Source organism: Myxococcus sp. RHSTA-1-4 (assembly GCF_020037125.1).
Taxonomy (GTDB): domain Bacteria; phylum Myxococcota; class Myxococcia; order Myxococcales; family Myxococcaceae; genus Myxococcus.
Map to the genome: position 1 here is coordinate 177301 of NZ_JAIQDG010000013.1, position 16743 is coordinate 194043.

The window sequence follows — 16743 nt, forward strand, 5'->3', positions numbered from 1 at the left end:
CGCAGTCCTCAGAGCGGACGCATGTGCTCCGCGATGCGGCCGGTGGCAATCAACTCCAGCAGCTCATCGCCCATGCGCTCACTCTCGGAGACCACCTGGTTCCAGGCGCGGATGCGCTCCGTGTCCGAGAGCCGCTCGAAGTCCACGCGGTCCGGAATCTTCCCACCGGGCAGCCGGGCGACCAGCTCCGCGGAGGGGGCAATCAGCAGCGCCCTGCGGAAGTTCGCCGGCCGGGCCCGCCGCCACGGCAGCGACTTGTCGAACCAGCCGGGCACCACGTACGGGTAGAAGTGCGGGTAGAGCACCAGCCCCTCACCCGGGCCGAAGTCCAGGTCCAGGTGGTAGTCCAGCACGCCACCATCCCGGTACACCCCCGGCCGCGCGCCCGGAATCCGCACGCCACTGAGCACCAGGGGAATGGAGCCCGAGGCCAGCAGCGCCGGACGCAGGTTCTCCCGTGTCAGCGGCAGGTGCACGGAGGGCAGGTCCTTCAGCCCGGCGAACGGGCTGGTGTCGCCCGCCGTGTGGAAGACGACGCGCTCCATGTGGAGCCCCAGCGTCCGCCGGCTCACCAGGTTGCCCATCGCGCACAGCGCGAGCCCCAGCATCTGCACGCGCGGGTGCTCCACGCCCACCGGCCCGCGGCACAGGGCCGTCACGACGTGCAGCCGCGCCCACGGGTGGTTGAGGATCTGCTCCTCGCCGTTCTCACCCAGGAGCGCGTCCAGGATGCGCGCGCTCGTCTCGCTCACCAGAGACGGGGGAGGCTTCGCCGGATAGCGCTGGTCGATGTAGGCCGCCTCGAACCGGTGCAGCGCCGCCACCGGGTCCGCCTGCGCCACGCACGCCATCCGCCAGCTCCCGATGGAGGAGCCAATCAGGTGCAGCGGCCGTGTCCGGCCCTTGAAGAGGCCTGCGAACAGGGCCCGGTCGAGCCCCGCCAGCACCAGCCACTTCGGGCCTCCGGAGGCCCCGGGAATCACGTCCACGTCATCGCCGCGCAGGCCCCGCTCGCGGAGCAGCCGCAGCGCATCAGGTCCGGCCAGGAGGGTGAGGTTCGATGCCATCGCGGCCGGCAAGCTAATCCACCCGGGGGTGGTTCTGTCACGGCGGCGTGCTTTCGAAGGCGGCGCCCCGGTCCGCTCAGAACGAGCCGGCCAGGCTCGCCTGGCCCACGAGTCCTCCGGGGCGCGTGAGTCCCTCGTCCGGGTTGTTGGCGTCGACGCGCGCCAGGACCGAGAGGCGCAGGGACAGCGAGCGCACCGGGGCGTAGTCGGTGCTCACGTACATCCCCAAGTCACGCGTGGGCGCCATCCCCGTGGCCCCGCTCACCGGCTCCTCCTCGAACCAGCTCACGCGCCCGAGCAGGCGCAGCGCCGCGACGGGCCGCACCAGCGCCTGGACGTGGGCGCTCCGCCCGCGCATCCAGCCCAGCTCCTCCTGGTAGCCCAACGAGACGCCACCCGCGTCTCCAAAGAGGCGAGGGAGCCCCACCTCCGGCCCCACGAGCTGGCGCGAGAGCGCCGTCTCGATGTCCCTCACCAGCAGCCCGGTGAGTCCGGCGGAGAGCCACGGCGCCGGCTGCCAGAGGGCCGTCGCGTCGCCGTGCACCGTCCGGCTCGACAGCGTCAGCTCGCCCAGCGGCGGAGGCACGTCGAGCGCCATCGTCCCCGTGTACCGCGCCCCTCCCGAGAGCCTCCATGCCTGCGACGGTCGCACCTCCACGTCCAGCCGCGCCGCGTCCACGCCCCCGGGGGCCATGGCATCCCCCAGCCCCAGCCTCACCCACGCGCCCACGTCCGCGGAGCGCCCCAGCCAGGCGCGCACCCGGCCCTCTGCCTCGAAGCGCTCGCCGTACTCGGGCGCGGACATGAACGACACCCGCGCCTCGTGGTGCAGCATGCGCAGCGCGCTCCCCTCGGCCGCGACGTGCTGGCCCGCCACGTAGGCACCCGCCGTCATCCGCCGGAAGCTCGGAGTCAGCGTCGCCGCGTCCGGCACGCCGCCTCCGAAGGCCCCCACCTCGAAGTCGCCGTCCGTGCTGCGCCAGCCAAGCTGGGCGCCGTCGAACATCGCCACGCCCGGCACGTACCAGGGCCACACGCGCCCCACCGCCAGCGCGAGATGCTCACCGGCCTCTCGCCGCGTCACCTCGCCCTCACGCACGTAGAGCCGGGCCACCGTGCGCGAGGGCGAGCGGAAGTCCTCGGGACGCGACGCCCACGCCCGCGCGCTGGCATCGAGCCACACCCGGAAGCCCGCGCCCAGCGGGAAGCCCCGGAGCGCCACGTCCAGCCGCTCCTGATGGAAGTCGCCCCCGGTGTTCGACGCCCAGCTCGTATGGTCGAGCGCCACCTGCACCGCGGGGCGCCGCGAGCTCCCGGTCCGTCCCGACGCGTACTCGACGAGGGGCTGGGTGCTCGATTCGAGCAGCGCACGCCGGCGGGTGAGCTCGGTCGTGGAGGCGGGCAGGGGCCTGGCGGCGACGGTGGCGGACGCCTCGCGCTTGGGGAGGTCGAAGCGGTCGCCCTCGCGCAGGCCTTTTCCCTGGCACGCGGCGTGGTGGTCCGCCACCCACTCGATGCGGCACTTTCCGGCGGGCCTTCCACGGCGGGAGAGCACCAGCTCCGCGTCCTTCTCCAGCCCCTCGTCCCGTCCCCGGTCCAGGTACACGCGCTCGCTGCTCACGTACGTGACGCTCCCCCACGTCGGCGCGGCGTCGCGCGACGCACGAGCACGCGGCGAGGGCTGCTCGGTGACGGCCGCCGATGCAGCCTCCACGTCCGCTGGCTGCGCGCGGACGGGAGTTACGACGGGACGCACCTGCTTCCTCGGAGGCTTCTTCTTGTTCTTGCTCGCACGAGACGCGGCGCGAGCGCGCCCGGAAGCGGCCGGGTTCCTGACTGGCGCGGCGGAGACCACCGAGCCGGCGAGCAGGCAGAGCAGGAGGAGTCCAGGGGCGCGCATCAGGGCTTCCGGCCGTTGGCGTGGCAGCCGCTCGTCACACAGGTGGTGGACTGGTAGCGGTAGGTGGAGAAGTTCTGGTGCTTGTCGTCCATCGCGCTCCTGCCGTGGCACGAGAGGCAATCGAACGGGTTGAAGTCCTGCGCGAAGGGCTTGTCCGTGCGGGCGACTGGATGGCAGACGAGGCACGAATCCCTGTAGTGCTTGGTGCCGCTGAGGATGGAGAAGGGCAGGTGGCTGGAGACGGTCTTCACCTGCGAGTCGCCATGGCAGCGCAGGCACGTGGCGGAGACCCGCTGATAGCCGCCGACCTGGCCGTGCTCCGGGTCCGTCGTCGCGGCGGTGTGGCAGGTGAGGCAGTCCACGACCTTCCGGTTGGTGCGGTCCGTGTGGCACGTGCTGCACGAGATGCCCGCATGGGCGGCGCCGGCCTCGATGGGGAAGTACGGCCGGTGGTCGACCGAGGTGACCTCCCCCATCGGGTGGCACGCGAGGCACTGGGGGCTCGACCACTGATAGCCGGAGACGCCGGTGTGGATGGGGTCCGTCGTGGGGGCGGTGTGGCAGCCGGTACACTCCACGACCTTCCGGTTGGAGGGGTCGATGTGGCAGGTGGCGCACGCGATTCCCGCGTGGGTGGTGCCCTGGCCGATGGGGAAGAGGTTGGAGTGGTCCACCCCCGCGGCCGTGCCGTCGGGATGGCAGGCGAAGCACTTCGCGCTGTCCCAGGCGTAGTCGGCCACGCCCGAGTGGCGCGGATCCGTTACCGCCTGGTCATGCTGGTGGCAGCTCAGGCAGGTGAACAGCTTGAACGTGTCGAAGTCACCGTGACAGGCGTTGCAGTCGGCGTTCGCGTGCGCGCCGGTGGCGATGGGGAAGGGCGTATGTGTCGCGTGGGTGAGCGCGGTGACGGAGGGCGCCGGAGGCCCCTCGGAGCCCTGGCTGCATGCGCAGGCCAGCGCCAGCAGCAGGGGGAGGAGACGTCGCGGGAGGGAAGGAGCAGGCATGACGACCTCCGGACCGCGTGGCTTCACTGCTGCACCGAGAAGCGGTGGCACTCGTAACACTTCACGTCCTTGCACTGATAGCCGGGCACGTTCTCGTGGCGCGCGTCCGTCCGCGAGCAGGAATGCTCGTGACAGCCGCTGCACGCGGCGGTGCGGGTGGCACAGGCTCCGGTGGCGGAGAGTCCCGCGAGCGACGTGTGGCAGCGCTGGCAGGGGATGTTGGCGTGCTCGCCCCGGCTGAGCTGGAAGCACGCGTCGTGGCCGGGGAAGCGCGCCCCCTGGAAGCGCCAGGGTGTATGGCACTGCCGGCAGTCCGTGCCGAACCCGAGCGCCACGTGGTCGACGGACACCAGCCGGGTCCTCTCGAAGTCCTGCTGGTGGCAGCCGATGCACTCCACCGTCTTGCGACTGAAGATGGGGCCTCGCTGGTCCACATGGCACTCCGTGCAGGGGAGCACCGCGTGCCGTCCCACCAGGGGGAAGTTCGTCCTCCGGTGTGCGTCCGCGTTGAACCCGGGCGCCGCCCAGCGTGTGGACTCGTGGCAGCCCTCGCAGCGCTGGCCGAACTCGCCGGCATGGGCATCACGGTGGCAGCCCGAGCACTGGCGCGGCAGTGGGGCCTCGAAGCCCTGCGTGTGGCATGCCTGACACGCCACGCCGCCATGCGCGCCCAGCAGCGGGAAGCCCGTGCGCTCGTGCGGGAAGTGCGCGTCGTGCCAGCCCGAGGGCGTGTGACACAGCTCGCACTTCGTCTTCGGATGGCCGGCCTCCGCCCGGGGCGCGAGGCGCGCGGGGAGGATGGGCAGGTCCAAGGCCTTCTCCGGAGTCCGGGGCTCCGAAGCAGGCGGTGCCGCGCCCAGCAGCGCGAGCACGGAGAGGCAGCGGAGCACGGTGGCGAGGCGCGCGGTCATGGCTGGAACCCCTGGAAGGCCCCGTGGTGCGCGTCGGCATGGCAGCCCGCGCAGTCCCGGGGCAGGCCCTCGTAGCGGCGCACCTCGAGCCCCGAGCCCACCTGCACCGGGCGGTGGCACCGCTCGCACGGCACGTCCGCGTGCTTCCCCTGGAGGACGAAGTCGGTGAAGGGCGGCGAGTGGGCAAAGCCCGCGGGCTTGAAGCTGGCGGTGTCATGGCAGCGGGTGCAGTCGGTCGGCTGGCCCGGCGCGGGCGCGAACTGCCCCGCGTGCACGTCCTCGTGGCAGGAGGCACATGCGGTCTCCATCGGCCGGAAGCGCACCAGCTCGCGGCCCTTCTCCACGACGGTCCGATGGCAGGACTCACATGTGACCGAGGCGTGCTTGCCGGTGAGCGGGAAGCGGCTGTCCCGGTCGTGCTGGAAGCGCAGCGCGTGGAAGGAGTCCACCTGGTGGCACGTGGCGCACTCCGCCTTCGAGGTGAACTGGCCCGCGTGGGGGTCCGCATGGCAGCTCTCGCACCGGCTGGCGCCAGGCGAGGGGAAGTCGAACAGCATCAGGCTGAAGCGCGGCGAGGGGCCCTTGCGTGAAGGCGCCTGACGCTCCGCGGCCGCCTTGTGCGCCAGCTTCGGCTCCTCGCGATGGCAGTCGTCACAGGCCACCGCGAGGTGGCTCCCCATCAGCGGGTACTGCGTCTTCGCGTGCTGCTCGACGCCGAAGCGCGCGGGAGAGAAGCCCTCCACGGAGTGGCACTGCTCGCACGGAGGTGTCCGGCCATCCGCGCCGGCGAGCTGCCCCAGGTGCGCATCCACGTGGCACGACTCGCAGGTGGAGAAGGCGAGCCCCTTGAAGCGCCGCGGCCTTCCGGGGAATGGGCCGTGGCAGCTCTTGCAGTCCACGTCCACATGGAGCCCGCGAAGGGGGAAGCGCGTCTTGTCGTGGAAGGCGCGGTCCTGCTGGGCGTTGCGGATCTGATGCCAGTCCTCCACGGTGTGGCAGCTCTCACACCGCTCGCCGAAGCGGCTCTGGTGCGGGTCCTGGTGGCAGTCCAGGCAGCTTGCATGGGGCAGCTTCTCGAACCGGACGAACGTGGCCGAGCGAGGCGCGGGGAAGGTGCCCGGGGGCGGCGTGTCCGTCTGCGTCGCCGAGTGGCACTGGGTACAGGTCACCTTCTTCCGGTGCGCGCCCTCCAGGGCGAAGCCCGTCTTCGCGTGGTCGAACCCGGAGGCGGGCTTCCACGCCTTCGGGGAGTGGCACTGCTCGCACTTCGCTCCGAGCTGCCCGCGGTGCTCGTCGAAGTGGCAGTCCGTACACGCGGTGCCGAGCCCGAGGAATGTCTCGCGCTCGGGATGCTTCTTCAGCAGGGCCCGCAGCGTGTCGTCCACGATGAGCCGGGGCTGGTGGCACTGCTCGCACTTCGTCTGCGAGTGCCTTCCTTCCAGCGGGAAGCCCGTGCGGGAGCCGTGGTCGAAACCGCCCTGCTTCCGGGGCCCCCAGTCCACCAGGGCATGCTCGCGGCCCTGGTGCTCGCGATGGCAGGACTCGCAGGCGCGCTCGGAGGCGGGAATCCTGCCGTGGAAGCCCTCTCCCGCGCGGATGCCGCTGGCCAGCTCCGTGTGGCAGGACAGGCAGCGCTCCTGCGAGAGCTTCTGCCCGGCCTCGTGGCACTTCGTACAGTTGGACAGGCCCTCCAGCGCGGCATGGGGGCGGGCCAGCTCGCCCGGCGAGAAGAAGTCCCCGGCCCGGGCCCCGGAGGCGCCCAGCAGCAGGAAGACGGCGAGCGCCCACGCGAGGGGCGGACGCCCGAAGTGACGCGGGACGCCCATCAGAAGACCCACCGGTAGCCGAGGTACAGCGAGAGGAGGATGTGCGCGGTGAGGATGAGCACCAGGAAGCCGGCGAGCACCGCGTGGAAGACGCGCCAGCCGCCGAGCAGCCGCTTGAGGCTGGTGTAGAAGCCCACCTGGGTGCGCAGGCGCAACAACCGGAAGATGTCCTCGCGGAAGGACTGGTAGTCCCCGGCGGAAGGGAACAGGGGCCGCGCCTGGGTGATGCGCAGGCGGATGGAGGCGGCCTCGAAGGGCATGCGCAGGAACAGCAGCGGCAGCCACACACGGGGCGCGGGGGCGGTGGCCAGGGCCAGCAGCCCGCGCACGGCTCCCGGGTCCGACACCTGCTCCAGCGTCGGCTCCAGCCGGGCCTTGAGCCGCTCGAAGCGGGCGACCACGTCCGCGTATTCCAGGGCGCGGCCGTCCTGCGTGGGCACGAGCCCGTAGACGAAGCGGCCGACGATGCCGGTCAGCACCACCACGAGCAGCGAGCCCGCGGTGGTGGTGGCCAGGTGGTTGTTGGACTGGAAGGCCGCGTGGAAGGCGATGACGAGCGGGCTCATGAAGCCCACGAACTGATGGAAGGTGAGCCAGCGGCGGATGGAGGAGATGCCCTTGAGCCGGCTCCAGCGCTTGCGCACGGCGTAGAGGAAGTTGGAGAGCATGAACAGCGTGGCGACGATGCCCACGCCATGTCCCCACACTCCCGCCGGCCGCAGCGCCTCGTGCAGCGGGGACTTCAGCCGCTCCGCCCGGGGCAGGGCGTAGTACTCCCAGCCCACCACCGCCAGGATGGCGATGATGAGCGCGCCCAGGGTGAAGAGGGCGAACGCGAAGCGCCGGTCCCCGCGCGCCTCGTCGTCCTTCGCGCTTCCGCGCCGCACCTTCGGCTTGTTCGCGGCCTCACCGGGGGCTTCGCCGTGGTAGCGCCGCAGCCCCACACCCACCTTCTTGAGGAACTCCAGCGGAAGCTCGCCACCGGCGCAGACGATGACGAAGTCGTTGGGCAGCTCCGTCCTCCGCCCATCCAGCTCGAGCACCACCTGCTCGGGGGAGATCTCCCTCACCTGGGACTTCATCAGCAGGGTGAGGCGGCCGCGCTCGGCCAGCTCGTGCACCTTCTTGCGGTTGGCGTCGCGGCACTTGCCGAAGACGTCTCCCCGGTAGGAGAGCGCCACCTCCGCGTCCGTCTCCCCGGCGAGCTGGATGGCCGCTTCGAGCGCCGCGTCGCCGCCGCCCACCACCAGCACCCGGCTTCCCTCGTACTGGACCGGGTCGATGAGCCGGTAGCTCACCTTGGGCAGCGCTTCGCCGGTGGCTCCCAGCTTGCGGGGGCTGCCCCGGCGCCCGGTGGCCAACACCACCTTGCGCGCCCGGACCGGCCCCTGGCTCGTCTCCACGGTGAAGTCGCCGTCCTGGCCCAGGATGCCGGTGACCTGGGTGCGCTCCTCCACGCGGATGTCCGCCCTGGCGACCGCCTTCATCCAGGTGGCGAGCAGCTCCTCCTTGGAGATCTGCCGCTTGCCAATCTTCCCGATGATGGGCAGCTCGACGGGCTCGGTCATCACGAGCTTGTGGCGCGGGTAGTTGGCCACGGTGCCGCCCACCGTCTCCTGTTCGAGCACGCGGAAGGACAGGCCCGCGGCCCTGCACCCGAGCGCCGTGGCCAGCCCCGCCGGGCCCGACCCGACGATGACCACGTCCACCACGCCCGGCTCCTGCCTCCGGTCCATCACCTGGCCGAGCCGCTCGGCCACCTGCCGCCCCTGGATGGTGGCGTTGCGGATGAGCCCCATGCCGCCCAGCTCGCCCACCACGTGCACGCCCGGCCGGCTGGACTCGAAGAACTCATCCACCTCCGGCAGGTCCACCCCGCGCTCGCTGGTGCCGAACACCAGCTTGATGGCGCCCACCGGGCACTCGGCGGCGCAGCGCCCGTGGCCGATGCAGTGGCTCGGCTCCACGAGCTTCGCCACGCCGTCCACGATGCCGAGGATGTCACCCTCCGGGCAGGCCTTCAGGCACGAGAGGCTGCCAATGCAGATGTCCGGGTCGATGACCGGATGGAGCGAAGCCGGGATGTGCTGGCCTCTCTCCACCGTGTGGGCCCACGTGGCGGTGTCTCGCGCCTGCCTCCGCTGCCGCGCGACGAGCATCACCGCTCCCGCGACCGCGAGCAGCGCGGTGGTCGCGGCGGTCGCCATCAGGGTCGAGGCGTCCATGACTCCCTGTCTGGAGGCGGCAGGTGTGCCGCACTGTCCGGAACAGAACTCTAGAAACGCCCAGAACTGTCGCGCAATACCACCATCCCTGATTCTTCTTGATTCATGAGAGGATTCTCAGAGGGGCTCCCGCGGGCGTGCTCCCGCGGGACACCCGTCCCCGGCGCCGTGCCTCAGCTCACTGGTAGTACGGCGAGAGGGCCGCCTGGACGCGGGCGAGCAGGTCCTCCGCCTGCGCCCGCTCGACGCCGCTCAGCGAGCCCAGTCCCGCGGAGAGCGTGTCCCGCGCGTCGCGCAGGGCGAGGTACGCGGGGAGGCTCTGCATGGACTTCAGGATGTCCACCATGGTCCGGCGGGACTTGAAGCTCCGGATGCCGTCCACGTTGAGGAGGATGCCCTGGATGTCCGCGAGCACCGCGGGCGTGGCCGCGTTGTCCTCGCCCGGGGTGGCGGTGAAGGCGTCGCGCTGGCTCGCCGGGTCCAGGTAGAGCCGGGACAGGATGCGGCGCGCGAGGTCATCCGCCACCTCGCCGTACAGCGGGCCGGCGTCGGGCGGCATGGCCAGCGGAGGCCGCACCTGGCCGATGGCCACGTCGTACGCGAACGTCTGGTCGGCCGGCACGCCCGCGCGCACCCACTGGAGCGTGGCGTTCGCGTAGTAGTCGAACGCTCCCTCCAGCACGGGGAAGGGGAGCACCTCGTACAGCAGCAGCTCCATGACGAGCTGGTGCGTGGGGCCATAGAAGAAGCCCAGCGGGTCCGAGTACCGGTCAAACCGGTTGCAGTACGGCTCCGTCCGCGTGTCCGGGTCCGTGCAGAACGGCCCGGTGGGCAGCGTCTCGGACAGCCCGTACAGGTAGCGCACCGCCTGCACGTCGTACGAGGCCGGCTTGTCCAGGTAGATGGCGTCCGGGTCGTACACGTACTCCATCACCGAGCTGGAGCGCGGGGAGGCCGGGTTGCCGTCGAACACCAGCGAGCCCGCGAAGTTGTGGCGCAGGCCGAGCGTGTGGCCGACCTCGTGGGCGATGACGTGCGTGAGGTACTGCTCCACCTTCTGCTTCTTGGTGAGCAGCGCGTCCCGCGCGGGCCCGGGCAGCTTCTGGTGGCGGGCCTCGGCGCCCTCGCGCAGCGGGGGCAGGGCCAGCTCGCACAGGGGCTCGCCCTCCAGGCCGCTCCACGCCATGCGCAGCGGCTTGCGGGCGTCCTTCAGCTTCGCCTTCAGGGCCGCCGCCGCGTCGTCGCCGAACTCGCCGTCCGCGTACTCCAGCCACAGCGCGTTGACGTAGACGCTGGCGCCGCGAATCTCCCCCGTGTTGGGGTTGGTGCGCCAGTCCGCGAAGGCGAAGCCCGCGGACGCGTCCGGGTCGAAGATGATGACGTTCTTGTCGTCATCCGCGAAGCCGACGGTGTCACCCACGGCGGCCTCGAAGACCTTGAAGCCGAAGGCCTCGTTCCAGTTCTCCACGCCCTTCCTCACCGCGCCCACCACGTCGTAGTCCTTGAAGCGCGGGTCGGCCTGCACGGCATTCACCGTGTCGGTGATGTGCCACTTGATGGGCTTCATGCCCGGGTGGATGTTCCACTTCGCGGCCGTCTGCACCACCTGCCCGGTGTTGGGCACCAGGAGCGGCTCGCTGCGGAAGTAGTGCTCCCGCGGAGGCAGCGGCGTGGGCGTGTAGCCCGCGCCCTCCTGGTAGCGGCGCAGGGCCACGCCCAGCGTGCCGGACTGGCGCAGCAGGTTGTCCTCCAGGTAGTCCGGCGCGGACGGGTCCGGCACGTCCGCGTAGCCCGTGATGACCTGCTCGAAGGTGATGCCGTCGGAGATGCGGCGGAAGCGCTGCGCGAAGTTCAGCTCCACCTCGAAGCGCAGGCCGCTCTGGCCGTACGCCTCGCCAATCAGCGCGAAGCGGTTCAGGCCCGCCGTCGGGTCCACCAGGATGTAGCTGTTGGAGCCGCGCAGGCTGTTGAAGGGGCCGTAGTCGTTGACGATGGGCCACGCCTCCACCAGCACCTGCGGGTCGAAGACGTCGCTGGTCGTCTTGCGGTCATCCACGTCGAAGACGAACAGCTTGCCGTTCTGCTCCTTGAACGACACCACCCGCGTGCCCAGCGAGCTGGCCGCGCCGTAGAACACCGCGCCGGGGAAGGCCTGCTTCAGGTACGCGGACAGGAACCAGCGCTGGCCCAGCTCGCTCTTGCGGATGGCCAGGTAGAAGCTCTCGCCGGTATTGGACACCACCCCGTCCAGCTTCTGCTTCAACCGCGCCTGCTGCTCCGCGCTGACGGTGCGGGGAATGGCGACGAAAGCGTCATCCAGTTCCACCTGCAACGTCTCGGCGGGGACCTGCGTCTCGGGCTGGGGCGCTGGTGTGTCGGCGGGACCGCAGCCGATACCCAGGGCAACAGCGGTGGATACGGCGCCCAACCACGAGCGCCGCAGCGGGGATTGCCACCTCATGCCTGCCTCCGTGTCGATGAAGAGCGGTGACTTCCCGGAATGGGGAGGCCGCTCTTCAGTCGTCGGGGCCTAACGGTGGAAGTTGCTTCTCATACTGTTTTCCCGGACTGTAGCAATCCGGTTGCTACTCCAACACACCTGCGGGGCCGCTGTCGGGCCGCTCGCGTTGTGCGTCCAGATACGCGGCGAAGCCCGCCTTGGACTGGATGCGGAAGGAGGGGATTCGCGCGAGCGCCTCGGGAGGGAACGCGTACTGCTCGCAGACGAGGCTCGCCCGCTGCGCGCCCTCCTCACCGCCGGTGAAGGGCCGCACCTCGTGCTGGAGGTCTCCTCGGAAGTGGACCAGCAGCCCCTCGCGGGGGCGCACCTCTCCCACCGGGGCGTCATCGCGCAGCAGGCGCAATTCGCCGCCCTTCGCGCGCCCGGGGACCTGGAGGTACAGGACGCTCACGTACTCGGGCGTCGCGCCGGGCACGCCGCTGGGCCCTTGCATCGTCGCGTCGATGTGGCGGCCCACCCCCGTGCCCGCGTCCAGCAGCAGCAGGTTCAGGTAGAAAGCGTTGGGTACCGGACGTTGCGGGGCCCGCCCCCACAGCCGCTCCCGCCACGGCAGCAGCCCGCGCGCGCTGGCGGGATTCAACACCCGCGCCAGGTAACAAGTGAGGAACGGGAACCGGGCCTCCAGCGTGGCGCGGCCCTCGTGGGTGAAGATGAAGGCGAAGCCCCGGCTGGCGCGGAACGTGCCCATCAGCGGGCTGCGCGCCACGAAGCGGGAGCCCAGCAGGGCCTCCCGAAGTGAGCGCAACTCCAGTGTAGGCAGGATTTCACGCTGAGTGGTGTACGTGCGCACGGATAGACAAAGCGGGTCAATGGCCCAACTGACCCATGGCGGTTTTACAGCCTACCTTTTAGGTTCCAACGATGCCGTTCCTTCACCCCCTAAGAAGGACTTCATGAGCCAACACCCCCGACCGTCGAACACTCCGCCTCCTTCGGCCCTCATCATGACCCAGATGGTGTACGGCTTCTGGGTCTCCCGATGCCTGCAGATCATGGCCGAGCTGGGCATCGCGGACACCATTGGTGACGACCCGAAGACCGTGGAGGAGCTCGCGGCGGCGAGCGGCACCCACGCTCCCTCGCTCCGCCGCATGCTCCGCCTGCTGAGCGGGCTGGGCGTGCTGGTGAAGGACGAGGGCACCCAGCGCTGGGGGCTCACCGAGCTGGGCGCCATGCTCCGCAAGGACAACCCGGGCTCGGTCTACGGCTCGCTGAGGGCGCACGGCCACCTGCTGTCCTGGCAGGCGTGGGGCGACCTGAAGACGTCGCTGGAGACGGGCCTGCCCTCGGTCGAGAAGTTCATGGGCACCTCGTTCTTCAACTACATGTCCACGCATCCCGAGGACGCCGCCATCTTCAACGGGAGCATGGCCGCGTACCAGACGCTCAACGCGCCGGCGGTGGTGAACGCGTACGACTTCTCCTCCGCGAAGCGCATCATGGACGTGGGCGGCGGCACCGGCACGCTGATGTCCCATATCCTCGGAGCCCACCCGCTCGCCCGGGGCACCATCTTCGAGATGCCCCACGTCGCGAAGGAGGCCCGCGAGCGGCTCGCCTCGATGAACCTCGCGGACCGCTGCGACGTCGTCGACGGCGACTTCTTCGCCTCGATTCCCCCGGGCCAGGACATCTACATCCTGTCGCAGATCCTCCACGACTGGGACGACGGGAAGGCCCAGCGAATCCTCACCAACATCCGCGAGGCCATGCGCCCGGACTCGCGGCTGCTCATCGTGGAGACGGTGCTGCCGGGCGACAACGCCATGCACTTCGGCAACCTCTATGACATGGCGATGCTCGTCCTCGTGGGCGGGCAGGAGCGCACCGAGGCGGAGTACGCGGAGCTGCTGCGGAAGGCGGGGCTGAAGATTGCCCGCATCTCTCCCACCACCATGCCGCCGAGCGTGGTCGAGGTCGTCCCGGCCTGAGCGGTTCCGTCCCGGGTGGGCGGCTTTCGTCCACCCGGCCCCGGGCCTCTCGGCAACGCAGGCGCCGCCTGGACGCCTGCCCGGGAAAAGGCCGGAAAAGCGCCTGGGCACATTTTCACCGGGAATGCCGGTCGTTTAGAGTCCCGGCCCAAGCCGCATGGACTCCTTCCTCACCGCCATCCTCGCCTTCCCGACGGCCATCTTCACCATCGCCCTGGGCGTGGTGCTGACGTACTGGCTGTTCGTCATCATCGGCGCGGTCGGCATCGACCTGCTGGACGGCAACCTCGACTTCGAGGCCGGCGGCAAGGCCTTGAGCGGAGCCATCGAAGGCGGTGGCAAGGCGCTGGGCGGAGCCATCGAGGGTGGTGGCAAGGCGCTGGGTGGCGCCATCGAGGGCGGCGGCAAGGCGCTGGGCGCGCATGACCACGACGCCCATGTGGACGGCGGCATCCTGTCCGCGCTGGGCTTCGCCGGAATCCCGCTCACGGTGTCGGTGAGCCTGGTCTCCTTCTTCTCCTGGTTCCTGTCGGTGGCGAGCGCCCTGCCGGCGCACGCGGCGCTGGGAGCGGCGCTGCCCGCGTGGATGATCAGCGCGGTGCTGGGCCTGCTGTGCTTCATGGTGGGCACGGTGGCCGCGGGCTTCGCCGTCCGCCCGCTGCGGCCCGTCTTCGTGGCGAAGAAGGCGCCCGGGCGTGACTCGCTGATGGGCAGGGTGTGCACCATCTCCAGCGGCAGCGTGACGGACCGGAACGGCCACGCCACCTTCGAGGACGGCGGCGCGGGTGTCATCCTCAACGTCGTCTGCTCCAAGCCCAACGGGCTGAAGCGGGGAGAGCCGGCGCTGATCCTCTCGTACGACGCCACGCGCGACGTCTACGAGGTGGAGCCGGTGGACTGGCTGGTGCCGGAAGAGCTGGAGCAACTGCGAGACCCGGCCAAGGCCGCGGCGCTCGCGCGGGTGAAATCACGAGGCTGAAGTGCACGGGCCGCCCGAGGGGAGGCGGCCTGGAATTCGCCGCTGGAGGGGCTTTTGCGGGGGACCTCCGGCGCCTGATACAAGGCCCGCTGTCATCACTTTTCAGGAATGGCCATGGATCATTTCACTGTGCTCGCCGCCATCGTCGTCGGCGCCGTCCTACTCGGAGGCGTCCTGCTCACCATCGTCCGGCTCTACCGGCAGGTGGACCAGGGCAAGGTGCTCATCGTCAACACGCTGAAGAGCGAGCCGCTCGTCACCTTCACCGGTGCGGTGGTGTTTCCCATCATCAACCGGGCCGAGGTGATGGACATCGCCCTGAAGACGGTGGAGATCGACCGTCGCGGCAAGGAAGGCCTCATCTGCAAGGACAACATCCGCGCGGACATCAAGGTCACCTTCTTCGTGCGCGTGAACAAGACGCGCGAGGACGTGCTCAAGGTGGCGCAGTCCATCGGCTGCGCCCGCGCGTCCGACCAGACGACGCTGGAGAACCTCTTCGAGGCCAAGTTCTCCGAGGCCCTCAAGACGGTGGGCAAGAGCTTCGACTTCGTGGAGCTCTACACCCGGCGTGAGGACATCAAGGACGAGGTGGTCCGCGTCATCGGCCGCGACCTCAACGGCTACATGCTCGAGGACTGCGCCATCGACTACCTGGAGCAGACCCCCGTCGAGATGCTCGACAAGGACAACATCCTCGACGCCGAGGGCATCCGGAAGATCACCGAGCTGACGACGAAGCAGAACGTCTTCACCAACGAGCTGCGCCAGGACGAGCGCATGGCCGTCACCAAGCGCAACGTCGAGGCGGACGAGGCCATCTTCGCCCTCGAGCGCCAGCGTGAAGAGGCCGCCGCGAAGCAGAAGCGGGAGATTGAAACCATCCAGGCGCGCGAGACGGCCGAGGCCGAGCGCGTGAAGCAGGAGGAGTACGCCAAGGCCCAGCTGGCGCGCATCAAGGCCGAGGAGGAGATCCTCATCAACGAGCAGAACAAGTCCCGCCAGGTCGAGGTGGCCCAGAAGAACCGCGAGCGCGTGGTGGGCGTGGAGTCCGAGCGCGTGGAGAAGGACCGCGCCCTGGAGGCCATCAACCGCGAGCGCGAGACGGAGCTGCAGCGCATCAACAAGGAGAAGGCGCTGGAGGCCGAGAAGAAGGCCATCGCCGACGTGGTGCGCGCCCGCATCGCCGTGGAGAAGACGGTGGCGGAGGAGGAGGAGCGCATCAAGGACCTGCGCGTGAAGGCCGAGGCCACGCGCAAGAAGGACGCGCTGCTCATCACCGCCGAGGCCCAGGCGCAGGAGAAGCTGGTCAAGGACATCAAGGCGGCCGAGGCCAGCAACGAGGTGGCCAAGTTCACCGCCAAGGAGAAGCTCACCCTGGCCGAGGCCGAGCTGGAGGCCGCCGACAAGACGGCCAAGGCGAAGGTCCGCCTGTCCGAGGGCATCCAGGCCGAGTCCGCCGCGGAGGGCCTGGCCGAGGTCCGCGTGAAGGAGGCGGACGCGCAGGCCACCGAGAAGCTCGGCATGGCGCAGGTGCGCGTGAAGGAGGCCGAGGCCGGCGCCATCGAGAAGCAGGGCCACGCCCAGGCGGCCATCATCCGCGAGCGGCTGCTGGCGGAGGCCGCGGGTGAGCAGGAGAAGGGCATGGCCCGCGCCCGCATCCAGGAGGCCGAGGCGGTGGCCATCCAGAAGCGCGGCGAGGCGGAAGCCATCGCCGTCAAGGAGAAGCAGCTCGCGGAGGCCGCGGCCATCCAGGAGAAGCTGCTCGCCGAGGCCCGGGGCCTCGCGGAGAAGGCCGCTTCCATGAAGCTCATGGATGGCGTCGGCAAGGAGCACGAGGAGTTCCGCCTGCGCCTCCAGAAGGAGCGCGACGTGGAGCTGGAGTCCATCCGCGTGCGCAAGGACATCGCCGCGGCCCAGGCCGAGGTGCTGGCCAAGGCGTTCGCCAACGCGAAGTTCCAGATTGTCGGCGGCGACGGCCAGTTCTTCGAGCGCTTCGTCAAGGCCGTCTCCTTCGGCAACGCGGTGGACGGCGCCATGGAGCATGGCGAGGTCCTCAAGAAGGCGCTGGGCGGCTACCTCAACGGCGAGAAGGACCTGCCGGCGGACCTGAAGGAGATCCTCTCCAAGCCGGGCCTGAGCGGCGACGCGCAGAACCTGGCCGTGGCCGCGCTGCTGCACAAGATGGCGTCCAGCCCCGCCGCGGCGAGCACCGCCAACCTCAAGGCGCTGGTGGGCGACGACGGCCGGCCGGCGTCCGAGAAGCAGGGCTAGAGGGGCAGCAAGGGCCGCCACCGCGCACGAAGCGGTGGCGGCGGGTGGGTACGACGACCCTCGCCCCGGCGTCCCCCAGGGGGTGACTCCGCCCTTCGTGAGAGG

General features: G+C 70.3%; 11 protein-coding genes. 3 read left to right on the forward strand and 8 right to left on the reverse strand.

What is annotated here, in order from left to right; translation table 11 throughout:
• Positions 1-8: 8 nt before the first annotated feature.
• The 8 genes from K8638_RS19280 to K8638_RS19315 form a co-directional block, all read right to left on the reverse strand.
• Positions 9-1067, reverse strand: a complete 1059-nt coding sequence (locus K8638_RS19280) for a patatin-like phospholipase family protein (RefSeq protein WP_223756021.1) — start codon at positions 1065-1067, stop codon at positions 9-11.
• A gap of 76 nt (positions 1068-1143) precedes the next feature.
• Complete coding sequence (locus K8638_RS19285; protein WP_223756022.1) at positions 1144-2967, reverse strand: hypothetical protein; 1824 nt, start codon at positions 2965-2967, stop codon at positions 1144-1146.
• Positions 2967-3971, reverse strand: coding sequence for a hypothetical protein (locus tag K8638_RS19290; RefSeq protein ID WP_223756023.1), 1005 nt, complete (start codon positions 3969-3971; stop codon positions 2967-2969). Before K8638_RS19290 ends, K8638_RS19285 begins: the two co-directional genes overlap by 1 nt.
• A gap of 23 nt (positions 3972-3994) precedes the next feature.
• Complete coding sequence (locus tag K8638_RS19295; RefSeq protein WP_223756024.1) at positions 3995-4882, reverse strand: cytochrome C; 888 nt, start codon at positions 4880-4882, stop codon at positions 3995-3997.
• Positions 4879-6708: a cytochrome c3 family protein gene (locus tag K8638_RS19300; RefSeq protein WP_223756025.1), complete on the reverse strand. Its 1830-nt coding sequence runs from the start codon at positions 6706-6708 to the stop codon at positions 4879-4881. Before K8638_RS19300 ends, K8638_RS19295 begins: the two co-directional genes overlap by 4 nt.
• Positions 6708-8933, reverse strand: a complete 2226-nt coding sequence (locus K8638_RS19305) for an NAD(P)-binding domain-containing protein (protein ID WP_223756026.1) — start codon at positions 8931-8933, stop codon at positions 6708-6710. Before K8638_RS19305 ends, K8638_RS19300 begins: the two co-directional genes overlap by 1 nt.
• 178 nt (positions 8934-9111) lie before the next feature.
• Positions 9112-11394, reverse strand: coding sequence for a zinc-dependent metalloprotease (locus tag K8638_RS19310; protein ID WP_223756027.1), 2283 nt, complete (start codon positions 11392-11394; stop codon positions 9112-9114).
• A 124-nt stretch (positions 11395-11518) separates the two neighbouring features.
• Positions 11519-12244, reverse strand: coding sequence for a 2OG-Fe(II) oxygenase (locus K8638_RS19315; RefSeq protein ID WP_223756028.1), 726 nt, complete (start codon positions 12242-12244; stop codon positions 11519-11521).
• A gap of 103 nt (positions 12245-12347) precedes the next feature.
• Here K8638_RS19315 and K8638_RS19320 point away from each other — a divergent pair, with 103 nt between their 5' ends.
• The 3 genes from K8638_RS19320 to K8638_RS19330 all read left to right on the forward strand — a co-directional run bounded on the left by K8638_RS19320 (position 12348) and on the right by K8638_RS19330 (position 16638).
• On the forward strand, positions 12348-13385 hold the full coding sequence (locus tag K8638_RS19320) for an acetylserotonin O-methyltransferase (RefSeq protein WP_223756029.1): 1038 nt from the start codon (positions 12348-12350) through the stop codon (positions 13383-13385).
• Positions 13386-13542: 157 nt separating this feature from the next.
• The gene (locus K8638_RS19325) at positions 13543-14364 is read left to right on the forward strand and encodes a hypothetical protein (protein WP_223756030.1); all 822 of its coding nucleotides are present in this window, start codon (positions 13543-13545) and stop codon (positions 14362-14364) included.
• 108 nt (positions 14365-14472) lie between these two features.
• Complete coding sequence (locus K8638_RS19330; RefSeq protein ID WP_223756031.1) at positions 14473-16638, forward strand: hypothetical protein; 2166 nt, start codon at positions 14473-14475, stop codon at positions 16636-16638.
• The last annotated feature ends 105 nt before the right edge of the window (positions 16639-16743 follow it).

Bases quoted from the DNA above. Each gene is read 5' to 3' on its own strand.
- K8638_RS19310 (WP_223756027.1), bottom strand. From the start codon at position 11,394: ATGAGGTGGCAATCCCCGCTGCGGCGCTCGTGGTTGGGCGCCGTATCC.
- K8638_RS19325 (WP_223756030.1), top strand. From the start codon at position 13,543: ATGGACTCCTTCCTCACCGCCATCCTCGCCTTCCCGACGGCCATCTTC.
- K8638_RS19320 (WP_223756029.1), top strand. From the start codon at position 12,348: ATGAGCCAACACCCCCGACCGTCGAACACTCCGCCTCCTTCGGCCCTC.
- K8638_RS19280 (WP_223756021.1), bottom strand. From the start codon at position 1,067: ATGGCATCGAACCTCACCCTCCTGGCCGGACCTGATGCGCTGCGGCTG.
- K8638_RS19295 (WP_223756024.1), bottom strand. From the start codon at position 4,882: ATGACCGCGCGCCTCGCCACCGTGCTCCGCTGCCTCTCCGTGCTCGCG.
- K8638_RS19305 (WP_223756026.1), bottom strand. From the start codon at position 8,933: ATGGACGCCTCGACCCTGATGGCGACCGCCGCGACCACCGCGCTGCTC.
- K8638_RS19330 (WP_223756031.1), top strand. From the start codon at position 14,473: ATGGCCATGGATCATTTCACTGTGCTCGCCGCCATCGTCGTCGGCGCC.
- K8638_RS19290 (WP_223756023.1), bottom strand. From the start codon at position 3,971: ATGCCTGCTCCTTCCCTCCCGCGACGTCTCCTCCCCCTGCTGCTGGCG.
- K8638_RS19300 (WP_223756025.1), bottom strand. From the start codon at position 6,708: ATGGGCGTCCCGCGTCACTTCGGGCGTCCGCCCCTCGCGTGGGCGCTC.
- K8638_RS19285 (WP_223756022.1), bottom strand. From the start codon at position 2,967: ATGCGCGCCCCTGGACTCCTCCTGCTCTGCCTGCTCGCCGGCTCGGTG.